Here is a 14,203-nt window from a genome sequence, read left to right on the forward strand (position 1 = left end):
CCTTTAGCCGCATCAGATAGTTACCTGAGTACCGACTTCAACGACCCGCCCGGTCGGGATCTGAAAATAGTCGATGGCATCGTTGGCCGACCGGCTCATCGCGATGAAAAGGTGATCCTGCCATTGCGGCATGCCGGACTGTGCAGCCGGCTTCAACGACCGGCGCGAGACGAAGAATGACGTCGCCATGATGTCGAACTGCCAGCCGAGCTTGCGCGCGATCGCCAGCGCCTTCGGCACATTCGGCGATTCCATGTAACCGAAGCGCAGCCGCACGGTGGAGAACTTGTCGCTGATCTTCGCCATGTGCACGCGCTCGGAGAGATCGACGCGCGGCGTCGGCGCAGTCTCGATGGTCAGGACCACGTTGTGCTCATGCAGCACCTTATTGTGCTTGAGATTATGCAACAGCGCGGTCGGCACGAAGTTTGGATCACTGGTGAGGAACACCGCAGTGCCCTTCACGATGTGCGGCGGCCGCTTCTCCAGGCTTTGGATCAGATCGCGCAGCGGCACCTCAGTGCGGCGGGTCTTCGCAACCAGGATCGCAGCGCCGCGCAGCCAGGTCCAGATCATGATCGCCACGGTCGCGCCGAACAGCAGCGGCACCCAGGCACCCTCGAGCAGCTTCAAGAGATTGGCGCTGAAGAAGGTCATGTCGACGATCACGAACGGCAGGATCACGACCGCCGCCGACGCCACACGCCAGTTCCACAATTTCCAGATCACGATGAAGCCCATGATGCCGTCGGCGACCATGGTCGTGGACACCGCGATGCCGTAAGCCGAGGCGAGCCCACTCGAGGTGCGGAACAGCAGCACCAGCAGCAGCACGCCGACCAGCAGCAGCCGGTTGACGCGCGGCAGATAGATCTGGCCGGCATGGGTCTCCGAGGTGTAGCGGACCTCGAAGCGCGGCAGCAGCCCGAGCTGCACCGCCTGGCTGATCAGCGAATAGGCGCCGGTGATGACGGCCTGGCTTGCGATCACGGTCGCAACCGTTGCCAGCACCACGAGCGGCAGCAGCAGCACATCCGGAACCATGCGGTAAAACGAGTTCTCGATCGCCGCCGGATCGGACAGCACCAGCGCGCCCTGCCCGAAATAGTTCAGCAGCAGCGCCGGCAACACGAAGAACAGCCAACCGGACTGGATCGGCTTACGTCCGAAATGCCCGAGATCGGCATACAGCGCCTCGCCGCCGGTCACCGCAAGGAACACCGCGCCCAGCGTCACCAGGCCGATGGTGCCGTGGGTCAGCATGAACTGGACCGCGTAATACGGATTGATCGCCGCCAGCACCGACGGATTGTCGGAGATATGCGCGAGCCCCATCGCCGCCAGCGTGGCGAACCACACCACCATCACCGGCCCGAAGGCCGAGGCGACCCGCGCGGTGCCGCTGCTCTGCACCGAGAACAGCAGGACGAGAATCAGGATCGTCAGCGGCACCACATAGTGCTCGAGATGCGGGGTGGCGAGCTTGAGGCCTTCGACCGCCGACAGCACCGAGATCGCCGGCGTGATCATGGAATCGCCGATGAACATCGAGGCGCCGATCACGCCGAGCACCAGCAGCGGCCAGCTGCGGCGTCCGATCGCGCGCTGGCCGAGCGCCATCAAGGACAATGTGCCGCCCTCGCCATTGTTGTCGGCGCGCAGCAGCAGCAGCACGTATTTCGCGGTGACGACGGTGAACAGCGCCCACAGGATCAGGCTGAGCACGCCGAGCACCATGATGCGGGTGACCGGCTGGCCGTGCGCGGCGCCGCCGACCGCCTCGCGGAATGCGTAGAGCGGCGAAGTTCCGATATCGCCGAACACCACGCCGATGCTGCCCAACGTCAGGGCCCAGAAGCCCGAGGTGGCTTGCCCCTCCTGGGCCTCGGTAGATGAGACGCTAACAGCCATGACGAGTTGGAACGCTCGATCGGTTGATTTGATCCGCGCGGCTATCGACGCTTCGGCCGTGCGTGTCAACCGAGCAACACGGCCAGATCGACGGTAACATGGTAACTAGAGCTTAAGGCTTCAAGTCCGGCGGCAATGGCGGATTTTCGCGCATCAACGTGATGGTCACGCGACGGTTCGCGGGAAGCGTCGGATCGTCAGGAAACAGCGGCTCGCCGTCGGCCTTGCCCGACACCGCGAAGATATGGGACGGCGGCAAGCCTTCCCGCTCCAGGATCTGGCGCACCACATTGGCGCGGTCCGCGGACAGGTCGAAAGCGTCGTAGTCGCTGCGCGCCGGCACGAAGCCTGCGGCAGTATGTCCTACGATTGCGATCCGGAGCGGCGTCGCCTTCAGCGGCGCGGCGAGCTTCTGGATCAGCCAGCGGGTGCGGTCATACGGCTCCTTGGAGCCGTCGGCGAACATCGAGCGGCCGTCCTGGTCGACGATCTCGAGGTTGAGGCCCTCCTTGGTCTCCTCGAACATGATGTTCTTGGAGATCTCGGTCAGCTCCGGCATGTCCTGCAGCGCCTGCCTGAGCGAGGCGGAGGCCAGCGCGAACTCGCGGTCGATCTTCAGCCGCGCGCCGTTGAGCTGACTGCGCTCCTTCTCGTCCGGCGTCGGATTGGCTGAGGATTCATCCGGCGAGATGTGGTCGACATTCTTCAGCCTCGGCCGCGTCGGCAGGCCGTCGGATTCGACGATGCCGGAATAGCGTACATTGGTCTGCACGCCGAAGGCGTCGCGCATTGAGCCGGCGACGATCTTCAGCTTGTTGTTGTCCATGGTGGAGAAAGCGACGAGCATCACAAAGAAGCTCATCATCAGTCCCATCAGGTCGGCGAACGTCACGAACCAGCCGTGACCTCCGCTATGGGCGTCGCCGCGCTTCTTCTTGGCCATCGCTGCTTTCCCGAGAGCGCCGGTCCGGGCCGTCAGGCCGGAACGGGCTCACCCTCCTCCTGGCGATGCTTCTCCGGCAGATAGGCCAGCAGCATTTCGCGGACCAGCGCCGGGCTCTTGGAGTCGCGGATCATCAGGATGCCGTCGATGATCAGCGTGCGGTTGGTCTCCTCGTCGAGCAGCTTGCCGTGCAGCTTGTCGGCGATTGGCAGGCAGAACAGGTTGGCGACCAATGCGCCGTACAGGGTCGCGAGCAGCGCGGTCGCCATGAACGGACCGAGCTTGGAGGGGTCGGTCATGTTGGCGAACATCTGCACCATGCCGATCAGGGTGCCGATCATGCCGAACGCCGGCGCGCAGTCGCCGATTGCGCGGTAGATCTTGCTGCCCTCGTCGAGGTGCATCAGGAAATTGTCGCGGTCGCGCTCCATGTTGTCGCGGATGAACTCGAGGTCGTAACCGTCAGCGACGTAACGGATTCCCTTGGCGAGGAACGGCTCGTCGGTCTCCACCTTTTCGAGCCCGACCGGGCCCTGCTTGCGGGCGATCTCGGCGATGCGGGCGAGCTCATCGACGAGGTCGCGGGCCGACAGCCGGCTCATGGTGAAGGCGTATTTCGCACCGAGCGGCAGGCCATGCAGCATCACGCCGAGCGGAAAGCGGATCATCGTCGCCGAGATCGACCCGCCGAAGATGATGATGATCGCGTGCTCGGAGATGAACATATGCAGGTCGCCGCCCATGAACATCATGACCGAAATGACAATCGTGCCAGCCAACAGCCCGGCGCCTGTCATGATATCCATGAGGAACTCCAACGCGAACGCGACCCCCGCCTGTCCTGGGCGGTGCGCAGCCCAGGGCGGGCCACGTGGCAGAACCCTAACGTTAATGCGATTAAGGACGCGTTACCGAATTTGGTAGGGATAACAACGGGTAAACACCTCTCTCCGGAGGATGTCGTTGAAGATGCTGGCTTTCCACTACGACCGCCGCTGCGGCACTCAGAAAGGCCCTCCCCGTAGAACAACGGACATGAGATAGCTTTTCGCCTGTGAGCAAACGAACCAGCGAGAAGGACAAGATGAAGGCCGTCGTTGTCGAGCAATATGCGCCCATCGATCAGATCGGGCTGAAGGAGGTCGTTACGCCCGAGGCCGGGCCGGGCCAGCTCCGTGTCCGGGTGCAGGCCGCGAGCATCGGCTTCGTTGATGGACTGAAGGTCGAGGGCCGCTACCAGACCAAGGATCCCCTGCCGTTCACCCCCGGCGCGGAGTTCGCCGGTGTGGTCGATGCCGTCGCCAACGACGTCACCGGCTTCACGCCGGGCATGCGGGTGATGGGCGCGGCGCGCTCGGGCGCATTGGCCGAGCATATCGTCGTACCGGCCACAGCGGTCGAGATCATGCCCGACGGGCTGTCGATGGAGGCCGGCGCCGCCTTCCGCACCAACTACCTCACCGCGCTCTATGCGCTCGGCGAGCGCGGCTCGCTCCGCGCCGGCGAGCAACTGCTTGTCCTCGGCGCCGCCGGCGGCACCGGGATTGCCGCGATCCAGATCGGCAAGCTGCTCGGCGCGCGCGTCATCGCCGCGGCCTCGACCGAGGAGAAGCGCAACTTCGCCGCAAGCTTCGGCGCCGATGCGGTGATCGACTACACCAGGCCGGACTGGCGCGACGCGCTGAAGGAAGCGACCGGTGGTCACGGCGCCGACGTGATCTTCGATCCGGTCGGCGGCGAGGTGTCGGTGCAGGCCTTCCGCTCGATCGCCTGGAACGGCCGTCATCTCGTGATCGGCTTTGCCGCAGGCCACATCCCGGCACTGCCCTTCAACCTGCCGCTCCTGAAGGGCGGCCTCCTGATCGGCGTCGACGCTGCCCAGATCGCCCGCCGCGAGCCGGACGCGCAGGCGCGCGTGATGACGCAATTGTCGGCCTGGCTGAACAATGGACAACTGACGCCGGTGGTCGGCAAGGTGTTCGCTTTCGACGACTTCCGTGCTGCGTTCAAGACCATGCAGACCCGCGCGGCCCTGGGGAAGATGGTGGTGAAGATCGGATAGCGAGAGAAGCACTGCGGTCGCCTCACCTTCGCCGTCGTCCCGGCGAAGGCGGGGACCCATACGCAGAGGCCGGTGTTGTGAACGGGACTCGTTGTTTGTCGTCCTGGCCAAAGCCAGGACCATAACAACCGCATTTGGTGATGAACGCGACCTTGGCCCCAGCGTCGCGCGACAACTGACATTTGGGGTAATGGGTCCTCGCTTTGCGCCAGGACGACAGCGAGGGTGTGGCGCGGTCCAATATCACGCTCCGTCATTGCGAGGAGCGAAGCGACGAAGCAATCCATCGTCCCGCGTATGCTCCACAATGGATTGCTTCGCTCCGCTCGCAATTGTCAATGACGTGGTTGGCCCTGCGGTTCAATTGCTAGGCAGCTTCGAGGACGCAAGTTCGCCTTCTCGCGACATGATTTGTCCGAGTTTTGCGCTTCGTTCCGCCCTCTCTTGATCAGAGGGCGCAGGGAAAGCCGGGTGCCGATCGCACCCATGGGTCCCGAGCAAATGGAAAGCTCGGGAGGTAGGACCACAGGTGAAACCGGAACGATCCCGGCTTTCCCTGCGCGATGGGTTACGGCTTATACGTGCTCTCCCCGGCGAGACTGGGCTTTGTTGTCACCGTCATCAGCGAGAGAACTCGTCTCTTGCTGATGAGACACCTGCCACTAGGGCGTCAGGCCTGCACGACTTCACCGTCCGCCTCATACGCACTCGTCAGTTGCGCACTCGGCGTCCACCGCATCTCGACCCAACACTCGTGACGATCGCGAAGCGCCCCTCAAGCGGGTGAGACGGGTCGGATCATACGCTGAGTTGCACTTCTGATAAACAGAAAAATTTCTTGCGCGAGCACTGGACAGCGGAGAAAATCTGTGAAGCAACACTGAGTTGCCCAACCGGCACGTCTCGCGCGCGAGTCATCGGGCTGCATGGACATCGGTCTCCAGGAGGGAGGTTCTCCGTGGCGAAGAGTGTCCGCATCCAGATCGAGTTTGAAGAAGCGGACGAAACCCCGGCACTCGACGCAGTCGAAACCCGACGCTCCGTCACTTGCCGTCGGCACGTTGCATGAGATGCAGTTCATGTGTCGTGAGATGCAACAGCGCACCCCCAAAATTCCGGACCATGCATCATCTCGGCTTAGGAACCGACTGAATTTGCTGGAGTTGGTGGACGCAGGTGACAAGACCATTAAACAAAAAGGGGCGATCTCCGCGAATGAATCCAGGCATGGTAAACATTACGGACGGTCAACGGCTGCAGCTGCTGATCGACGCCATAGTTGACTACGCGATTTATTTCGTTGAGCCTGATGGCACGGTCGCGAGCTGGAATTCCGGGGCGGCTCGACTGAAGGGATATAGCGCCGGCGAGATCATCGGGCGGTCTTTCTCACTTTTCTACACGCCTGAGGATCAGGCCGCCGGACTGCCGCAGAAGGCGTTGGCGACCGCCACCGAGCAAGGACGCTTTACCTCGGAAGGATGGCGCGTCCGCAAGGACGGAAGCCGTTTCTGGGCTATCGCGGTGATCGAGGCCGTGAGGGATCGCGACGGGTCGCTGATCGGATTTGCCAAGGTCACGCGCGACGTCACAGAGCGTCAGGAAGCCACCCAAGCTCTCCTGGAAAGCGAACAGCGCTATCGCCGGCTGATCGAAGCGGTCGTTGACTATGCCATTTTCCAGCTCGATGCCACGGGCGCCATCGTCACCTGGAACCCCGGCGCCGAGCGGATCAAGGGCTACGCGCCTGAAGAGATCATCGGCCAGCATTTCTCGCGCTTCTATACCGATGAGGATCGCGCCGCCGGAATCCCGCGCCGCGCGCTCGAAGAAGCCGCGCAAAACGGTCGGTTTGAATCCGAGGGATGGCGTGTTCGGAAGGACGGCTCAAGATTTTGGGCATCCGTTGTCATCGACAGGATCGTTGATGAAAGCGGCGCGCTGGTCGGATTTGCCAAGGTCACCCGCGACATAAGCGAGCGACGTGAAGCTCAGGAGGCGCTGGCCAAGGTCCAGGACCAATTGCTTGCCTCGCAAAAGCTCGAAGCGGTCGGACAGTTGAGCGGCGGCATCGCGCACGATTTCAACAATCTGCTGATGATCGTCCTGGGCAACCTTGAAACGATCGAGCGCCACGGCAGGCAGCTTGCCGACAATGCGGCCTTTCAACGTGCGCTGTCCTATGCCAAGCGCGGCGCCCAGCGCGCCGCGGGCTTGACCAGCCGCCTGCTCGCCTTCTCGCGACGCCAGGCCCTCGACCCCAAACCGATCGATCTGAACAATTTTCTCAACGGACTGCAGGACTTTCTGCAGCGGACGCTCGGCGAGCGGATCGAGGTCCATGCCATCGGCAGCGCCGGGCTCTGGCAGATCGAGGTGGACCCCAACCACCTGGAGTCCGTCATCGTCAATCTCGCCATCAACGCGCGCGACGCGATGCCGGACGGCGGCAAGCTTACGCTCGAGGCGGCGAACATATCCGCGGATCACGATTATAGCGCGCGAAATCCGGAGCTCAGCCCGGGCCAGTACGTGGTGGTCGGCGTGACGGACACCGGCGTCGGGATGAGCGCCGACACGCTGAGCCATGCCTTCGAGCCATTCTTCACCACCAAGGAAGCCGGACAGGGTACCGGCCTCGGCCTGAGCCAGTTGTATGGTTTCGTGAAGCAGTCCGGCGGTCACACGAAGATCTACAGCGAGGTCGGTCAGGGCACCAGCATCAAGATGTACTTCCCGCGCTACTGCGGCGCGGCCGCCAGGAAAGAGAGCGATGAGCCCTTCACTGAAGTGGCGTCGAACAGAGCTGAAACGATCCTGGTCGTTGAAGATGACGAGAGTCTTCGCATCTACATCGGCGACCTGCTGCGCGAGCTGAACTACCGCGTATTGACGGCATCGAATGCGCAAACAGCCCTGAAGATCCTGCTGGAACGGCGGCATATCGACCTCGTCCTCACCGATGTAGTCATGCCGGGCATGAACGGACGTGAATTCGGAAAGCGCGCAGCCGAGATGCGGCCCGGACTGAAGATCCTCTACATGACCGGCTACTCCCGCAACGCGATCATGCACCATGGCAGGTTAGACCGGGGCGTGGAGCTGCTGGAGAAGCCGGTGTCGCAAGCCAAGCTCGCGCTGCGGGTTCGGGAAATGCTCGACCGCCGCTAACACGGGCCGCGACGGGCTGCGGATGTCGTTTTTCGGCTGGTCTCAACCGCTGCAGCACAAGGATGCCGCTGTTTCTGCGGTTGGAGCGCGACCAGTGATCGCCTGACGAACCGAAGCGACCAAGGCGCCTCCCGTACCGATGCGGCGAGCCGTGGCGCAGCGCCTGCATGTGTCCGAGCCTGGAGGCTCCGGATACCTGGCATTATGATATGTTATTCGCTCAGGCGTACGCCGCACGGCAAATTCATCGCACCAAGCGGCGGCACTCGCACGGCGGTTGCATTTGATGGAACCAACGATGCGCGGATGCATTGTCGTTGACGCGGCGGTTGAGAAACCGACGGTGAACTCTGCGTCATCCGGGCTGGGGAGCCACGAGGTGTCCGGCAGGTCCATTCATCCACACTCAAGGCCTGTTCGTCTTGGCACAAACTGCATATTCAGTATCGGACAAATCAGCCCTGCGGTCGCCCTCGGGGGCGAAACAATGACGACTGACAAGGCGATTTGGTACGTTTCATTCGCGTTGCGTAATCCCGATGCCGGGCACCAACGTTTCCCGCGCCAGACACGCACGTTCTCAAACGAGCGTGATGCCAAGGTTTTTGCCAGCTGCCTGCTCGATCAAACGGAAGACGTCAGCGCCGGGACGATCAACCCGCACTAGCCAAGACGCGTGATCGCACCGGCCGCCATCGCGGCGTGGGTCGGCAATAGCTGAGGCGGGTGCCGCTGCTACAGGAATCGTGACGGCGCAAACGGCGCGAGCGGAATCTCCGGCTGCTTGCCGCTCAACAATTGCGCGACAAGCCGGCCGGTGCGCGCCGAGCCGACCAGGCCGACATGGCCGTGGCCGAATGCGTAGACGACGTCGCGGGTGGCGCGCGCATAACCGATGCAGGGCCGCCCGTCGGGCATGCTCGGGCGGTGGCCGAACCAGGTCTTGATGCGCGACGCGGGAATATTCCTGGGCAATTTCGGGAACATACTGAGCAGATTGTCACGCAGGATCTCAGCGCGTTTCCAGTTCGGCTCGGCGTCCAGCCCCGCGATCTCGACCGTGCCGGCCGCGCGGAGGCCCTTGTCGGTCCAGTTAACGACCATCTTGGCGTCTGAAGCCATCATCGAATTGCGCGGGCCCGATTCCGGGTTCTCGATCATGACGTGATAGCCGCGCTCGGTTTCCAACGGCAGCGGATCGCCGATCGATGCGGTAAGCTGCTTCGAGCGCGCACCGGCGGCGACGACCGCGGCGTCGCAGGCAATCTCCCCGCTCTCGGTGGCAACAGCGATGAGCTTGTCATCCTGGAGCCTGAGGCCGGTCGCCTTGGCCGCAACGCGCACGGCGCCGTTCGCGATCGCGTGGCTGGCTAGCGCTGCGACATAGGCCCCGGGATCGCGGCAGCGCCCGGCCTCCTCCACCACGACGCCGAACTTGTAGCGCGGGTCGAGATCGGGCTCGCGCTGGCGCATCTCATCTTCATTGAGCTCCAGCCATTCGATGCCGACGCGCTTGCGGATGCGCCAACCGAGATCGCGGTCGAACGGCGCGCGCGCGGGGAACACGTGCATCACCCCTCGCCGCTCGATCAACTCAGGCACACCGGCTTCCTCGGCGAGCTGCTTGTGCAGCAGCGGCGCGTCCTTCAAGAGATCGCGCATCGCTCGCGCAGTGGCTTCGACCTGGGCCTCGGTCCAGCTCGACAGCAGATACCTGACCAGCCAGGGCAAGGCCTTCGGCAGATAGGACCAGCGGATCGCCAGTGGCCCTAGCGGATCCATCAGATAGCCCGGGACCTTCTTCCAGGTGCCGGGCTCGGCCGGCGGGATCACCGAATGCGACGACAGCCAGCCGGCATTGCCATAGCTCGCCGCCTGCGTGCCGCCGGGCTCGCCCGGATCGATCAGCGTGACGCGGTGGCCTTCGCGCAGCGCCTCGATGGCGCTGATCACGCCGACCGCGCCGGCACCGATGATCGCAACGTGACGGCCCGCGGGCTGGGCCATCAGTGCGCGGCCTGCTGCGGCACAAAGTCCTTGCCGACCGACAGCGCGCGCTGATCGACCAGGCAATGCAGGATCGCCGGCTTGCCGGAGGCCAGCGCGCGCTCGAACGCCGGCGCGAAGTCTTCGGTGCGCTCGACCCGTTCGCCATGACCGCCAAACGCCTTGGCGTAAAGCGCGAAGTCCGGATTCTTCAGCTGCGTGCCGACGACGCGGCCGGGATAGTCACGCTCCTGATGCATGCGGATGGTGCCGTATTGCGCGTTGTCGATGATGACGACGATCAGCGGCGCATCGTACTGAACCGCGGTGGCGAACTCCTGCCCGTTCATCAGGAAGCAGCCGTCGCCGGCAAACGCCACGACGACGCGATCCGGAAAGTGCCGCTTGGCCATCACGGCGGCCGGCACGCCGTAGCCCATCGAGCCCGAGGTCGGCGCAAGCTGGGCGGCGAAAGCGTGGAAACGATGGTGGCGATGCAGCCAGCCGGCGTAATTGCCGGCGCCGTTGCAGACGATCGCGTCCTTCGGCAGCCGGTCGCGCAGCCATGTGACGACCTGGCCGTACTCGAAGTTGCCCGGCAATTCGCGCGGCTTCTCGGTCCAGGCGAGGTAGTCCGCGTGTGCGTTCGCGGCCTCACCCTTCCAGGCCGGCGTTGCTGATGGCTTCATGGTCTCGACCGCGGCGGCGAAGGCGGCCGGCGTTGCCTGGATCGCGAGCGCCGGCTGATAGACGCGGCCGAGCTCTTCGGAGCCGGGATGGACGTGAATGAGCTTCTGCTGCGGAACGGGAATGTCGAGCAGCGTGTAGGACGACGACGGCATTTCCGACATGCGGCCGCCGATCAGCAGAATGACGTCGGCGCCGGTGATGCGATCCTTTAGTTTCGGACTCGGGCCGATGCCGAGGTCGCCGGCATAATGCGAGTGGTCGGCATCGAACAGCGAGGCGCGGCGGAACGAGGTCGCAACCGGCAGATCGAACCGCTCGACAAAGCGCGCGATGCCCTTGGCCGCGTCCGCCGTCCAGGCGGAGCCGCCGAGCACGACGATCGGTGCCTTGGCGGTGGCCAGCATCGCGCCGAGACGCTCGAGATCTGACGGCGCGGGCCAGGTTGCCGCAGGCTCGACGCGCGGCGCATCGGCGACCGCAGCGGTCTCGGTGAGCATGTTCTCGGGCAGCGCGATCACGACGGGACCGGGGCGGCCCTGCAATGCGACGCGGAAGGCGCGCGCGACCAGTTCCGGGATGCGGTCCGGGCGATCGATCTCGACCGCCCATTTCGCCATGGTGCCGAACACCGCCTTGTAGTCGAGCTCCTGGAAGGCCTCGCGCTCGCGCATGCCGGTATCGACCTGGCCGACGAACAGGATCATCGGGGTCGAGTCCTGCATCGCGATGTGCACGCCATGGGCGGCATTGGTCGAGCCGGGGCCACGCGTCACGAAGCAGATGCCCGGACGTCCGGTGAGCTTGCCATAGGCCTCCGCCATCATCGCCGCCCCGCCTTCGGCGCGACAGATCACCACATCGATCGGGCTGTCATGCAGGGCGTCCAGCGCCGCGAGATAGCTCTCGCCCGGCACGCAGGTGATGCGCTCCACCCCTTGCACGACCAGCTGGTCGATCAGGATCTGGCCTCCGGTGCGGGCATTGCTTTTGGTCATGAGGGCTCCCTAACGGACATTGGCGCGTGTCGAGGCTTCGCGCGGATCTGGTCCGAACCGGGGTATGATAGACAGGAATACGGCGCAAGGCCGAAGTCGCCTCGGCATACCAGGGCGACGACGAGCCATGCGGCAGGGCAAGGACAGCGCCGCGGCGCCGCCGATTTCCGCAGAACGGGCGGTTGCTGCCCGATCGGCCCAGCGCGGGCCGCGTCCGCCTGCGGGCGCCGTGTTGCCCCTCATGGTGAGGAGCGCGGAACGCGCGTCTCGACGATGCTTCGCATCGCGAGGCGAACCATGAGGCCTCGCCTTTGGCCTGCATCCTTCGAGGCGCCGCTTCGCGGCTCCTCAGGATGAGGGGTTATGGCGCTTGTGACGCAGCAGGACGATTGCCCACCTACAGCGAGCGCGCGATCAACAGCTTCATAATCTCGTTGGTGCCGCCATAGATCTTCTGGATGCGGGAATCAATGAACATCCGCGAGATCGGATATTCCTGCATGTAGCCGTAGCCGCCGTGGAGCTGGAGGCATTCGTCCGCGGTCTCGACCTGCTTCTGCGAGCACCACCATTTTGCCATCGAGGCCGTCACCGTATCGAGATCGCCGGCGACCAGGCGCTCGACGCACCAATCGACGAACACGCGGGCGATCATGGCCTCGGTCTTGCGCTCGGCGAGCTTGAAGGCGGTGTTCTGGAACTCGATCAGCGGCTTGCCGAATGCGTTGCGCTCCTTGGTGTACTCGGCGGTGATCCTGACCGCGCGCTCCATCGAGGCGACGGCGCCGATCGCGAGCGACAGCCGCTCCTGCGGCAGTTGCTGCATCAGCTGCACGAAACCGTTGCCCTCCTCGGCGCCGAGCAGGTTTTCCGGCGGCACCACGACATTGTCGAAGAACAGCTCGGAAGTATCCGAGGCGTGCAGGCCGATCTTGTCGAGGTTGCGGCCGCGCCGGTAGCCCTCGGCGCCTTCGGTCTCCACGACGACCAGCGAAAGGCCCTTGGCGCCCGGACCGCCGGTGCGCACGACCACGATGACGAGGTCGGCGGCCTGGCCGTTGGTGATGAAGGTCTTCTGGCCGTTGATAACATAGGAATTGCCCTGCTTCTTCGCCGTGGTCTTGACGCTCTGCAAATCGGAGCCGGTGCCGGGCTCGGTCATCGCGATGGCGCCGACCATCTCGCCCGACGCCATCTTCGGCAGCCAGCGCTTCTTCTGCTCCTCCGAGCCGTAGTTGAGGATGTAGTGCGCGACGATCGCGCTGTGCACGGAGACGCCGGTCGTCAGCTCCGGCACGGTGCTCTCGAGGTCGTCGAGCACGGCGGCGTCATAGGCGAAGCTGGTGCCGAGGCCGCCATAGGCCTCCGGCACGCTCGGCAGCAGCGCGCCCATCTCGCCGAGCGCGCGCCAGGCCGAGCGGTCGACCAGCTTCTGCGCGCGCCATGTCTCGGCGTGCGGCGCCAGATCCTTGGCGAGGAATTTGCGGAACTGGTCACGGAAGGTGTCCAGCTCCTCGGTCATCCAGGACGATCGGTATTGCATCATGCCCTCGCAATTAAATCAGCAGACCGCCGCCGGCGACGATCACCTGACCGCTGATGTAGTTCGATTCCGGCGAGCAGAACAGATAGACCGCGTCCGCCGCCTCCTCGGGCGTGCCGCCGCGGCCGAGTGGGATCATTCGGCCCATGGCTTCCAGCATCTCCGGCTGAACGCCGACCTTGATGTCGCGGCCCGCGACGTCGATGGTCTTCTGCTGCGCCTCGATCGGCTGGGTCAGACGGGTGTTGATCAGGCCGAAGGCGACGCAATTGACGTTGACCTTGTAGCGGCCCCACTCCTTGCACATCGTCCGCGTCAGCCCGATCAGCGACGCCTTCGCCGAGGAATAGCTCGCCTGCCCGGCATTGCCGTAAAGGCCCGCGATCGAGGAGATGTTGACGACCTTGCGGAACACCTCGCGGCCGGCCTCCGCCTCCCGCTTCGCCATCACCCGGATCGGCTCGGACGCGGCGCGCAGGATACGGAACGGGGCGACGAGGTGGACGTAGAGCATCGCCTGGAACTGCTCGTCGGTCATCTTCTGGATCGTCGAGTCCCAGGTGTAGCCGGCATTGTTGACGATGATGTCGAGGCCGCCGAAGCGCTCCATCGCGCTACCCACGAAGCGATCGGCGAAGCCCGCCTCGGTCACGCTGCCGTTGACCGCGATCGCCTCGCCGCCCGCAGCCTTGATCTCGGCCGCGACCGCATCGCCCGGCTCGGCATCGAGGTCATTGACCACGACGCGCGCGCCCTCGCTCGCGAGCTTCAGCGCGATCGCCCGCCCGATGCCGCGGCCCGAACCGGAGACGAGCGCAACTTTGCCTTGCAGTTTCGACATGATTCCTCCCTCAACAAGACGCTCTTCTTTGCCTCTCCCGCTTGCGGGGGGAGGCCGGAAC

The 14,203-nt window shown here is 64.3% G+C and carries 10 protein-coding genes; 3 read left to right on the forward strand and 7 right to left on the reverse strand.

Features of this window, described 5'->3' with window-relative positions; all coding sequences use genetic code 11:
* Positions 1-12 precede the first annotated feature (12 nt).
* The 3 genes from MTX19_RS23430 to MTX19_RS23440 all read right to left on the reverse strand — a co-directional run bounded on the left by MTX19_RS23430 (position 13) and on the right by MTX19_RS23440 (position 3,660).
* Positions 13-1,911 carry a potassium transporter Kup gene (locus tag MTX19_RS23430; protein WP_280972131.1) on the reverse strand — a complete coding sequence of 633 codons (1,899 nt, stop codon included), beginning with the start codon at positions 1,909-1,911 and terminating at the stop codon, positions 13-15.
* A 112-nt stretch (positions 1,912-2,023) separates the two neighbouring features.
* Complete coding sequence (locus MTX19_RS23435; protein WP_280979498.1) at positions 2,024-2,854, reverse strand: flagellar motor protein MotB; 831 nt, start codon at positions 2,852-2,854, stop codon at positions 2,024-2,026.
* Positions 2,855-2,886: 32 nt separating this feature from the next.
* On the reverse strand, positions 2,887-3,660 hold the full coding sequence (locus tag MTX19_RS23440; RefSeq protein WP_280979499.1) for a MotA/TolQ/ExbB proton channel family protein: 774 nt from the start codon (positions 3,658-3,660) through the stop codon (positions 2,887-2,889).
* 278 nt (positions 3,661-3,938) lie between these two features.
* On the opposite strand from MTX19_RS23440, the gene MTX19_RS23445 reads away from it, so the two are divergent.
* The 3 genes from MTX19_RS23445 to MTX19_RS23455 all read left to right on the forward strand — a co-directional run bounded on the left by MTX19_RS23445 (position 3,939) and on the right by MTX19_RS23455 (position 8,754).
* On the forward strand, positions 3,939-4,916 hold the full coding sequence (locus MTX19_RS23445; protein WP_280979500.1) for an NADPH:quinone oxidoreductase family protein: 978 nt from the start codon (positions 3,939-3,941) through the stop codon (positions 4,914-4,916).
* 1,227 nt (positions 4,917-6,143) lie between these two features.
* On the forward strand, positions 6,144-8,087 hold the full coding sequence (locus MTX19_RS23450; protein WP_280979501.1) for a PAS domain-containing sensor histidine kinase: 1,944 nt from the start codon (positions 6,144-6,146) through the stop codon (positions 8,085-8,087).
* Between the two features lie 487 nt (positions 8,088-8,574).
* Positions 8,575-8,754: a hypothetical protein gene (locus MTX19_RS23455; RefSeq protein ID WP_280979502.1), complete on the forward strand. Its 180-nt coding sequence runs from the start codon at positions 8,575-8,577 to the stop codon at positions 8,752-8,754.
* A 68-nt stretch (positions 8,755-8,822) separates the two neighbouring features.
* On the opposite strand, the gene MTX19_RS23460 is transcribed toward MTX19_RS23455, so the two are convergent.
* From MTX19_RS23460 to MTX19_RS23475, 4 genes are all read right to left on the reverse strand, one after another.
* Complete coding sequence (locus MTX19_RS23460; protein WP_280979503.1) at positions 8,823-10,094, reverse strand: FAD-binding oxidoreductase; 1,272 nt, start codon at positions 10,092-10,094, stop codon at positions 8,823-8,825.
* The gene (locus MTX19_RS23465) at positions 10,094-11,758 is read right to left on the reverse strand and encodes a thiamine pyrophosphate-binding protein (RefSeq protein WP_280979504.1); all 1,665 of its coding nucleotides are present in this window, start codon (positions 11,756-11,758) and stop codon (positions 10,094-10,096) included. The genes MTX19_RS23460 and MTX19_RS23465 overlap by 1 nt, the downstream gene beginning before the upstream one ends.
* Positions 11,759-12,155: 397 nt before the next feature.
* The gene (locus MTX19_RS23470; protein WP_280979505.1) at positions 12,156-13,301 is read right to left on the reverse strand and encodes an acyl-CoA dehydrogenase family protein; all 1,146 of its coding nucleotides are present in this window, start codon (positions 13,299-13,301) and stop codon (positions 12,156-12,158) included.
* A 13-nt stretch (positions 13,302-13,314) separates the two neighbouring features.
* Positions 13,315-14,142 (reverse strand): SDR family oxidoreductase, encoded by an 828-nt coding sequence (locus tag MTX19_RS23475; protein WP_280979506.1) that lies wholly within the window; start codon positions 14,140-14,142, stop codon positions 13,315-13,317.
* Positions 14,143-14,203 lie beyond the last annotated feature (61 nt).

Origin of the sequence: Bradyrhizobium sp. ISRA464 (assembly GCF_029910095.1) — a bacterium.
Taxonomy (GTDB): domain Bacteria; phylum Pseudomonadota; class Alphaproteobacteria; order Rhizobiales; family Xanthobacteraceae; genus Bradyrhizobium.

Excerpts from the sequence above, each read along its gene's own strand:
- MTX19_RS23430 (WP_280972131.1), bottom strand. The coding sequence starts at position 1,911 with ATGGCTGTTAGCGTCTCATCTACCGAGGCCCAGGAGGGGCAAGCCACC.
- MTX19_RS23435 (WP_280979498.1), bottom strand. The coding sequence starts at position 2,854 with ATGGCCAAGAAGAAGCGCGGCGACGCCCATAGCGGAGGTCACGGCTGG.
- MTX19_RS23440 (WP_280979499.1), bottom strand. The coding sequence starts at position 3,660 with ATGGATATCATGACAGGCGCCGGGCTGTTGGCTGGCACGATTGTCATT.
- MTX19_RS23445 (WP_280979500.1), top strand. The coding sequence starts at position 3,939 with ATGAAGGCCGTCGTTGTCGAGCAATATGCGCCCATCGATCAGATCGGG.
- MTX19_RS23450 (WP_280979501.1), top strand. The coding sequence starts at position 6,144 with ATGGTAAACATTACGGACGGTCAACGGCTGCAGCTGCTGATCGACGCC.
- MTX19_RS23455 (WP_280979502.1), top strand. The coding sequence starts at position 8,575 with ATGACGACTGACAAGGCGATTTGGTACGTTTCATTCGCGTTGCGTAAT.
- MTX19_RS23460 (WP_280979503.1), bottom strand. The coding sequence starts at position 10,094 with ATGGCCCAGCCCGCGGGCCGTCACGTTGCGATCATCGGTGCCGGCGCG.
- MTX19_RS23465 (WP_280979504.1), bottom strand. The coding sequence starts at position 11,758 with ATGACCAAAAGCAATGCCCGCACCGGAGGCCAGATCCTGATCGACCAG.
- MTX19_RS23470 (WP_280979505.1), bottom strand. The coding sequence starts at position 13,301 with ATGCAATACCGATCGTCCTGGATGACCGAGGAGCTGGACACCTTCCGT.
- MTX19_RS23475 (WP_280979506.1), bottom strand. The coding sequence starts at position 14,142 with ATGTCGAAACTGCAAGGCAAAGTTGCGCTCGTCTCCGGTTCGGGCCGC.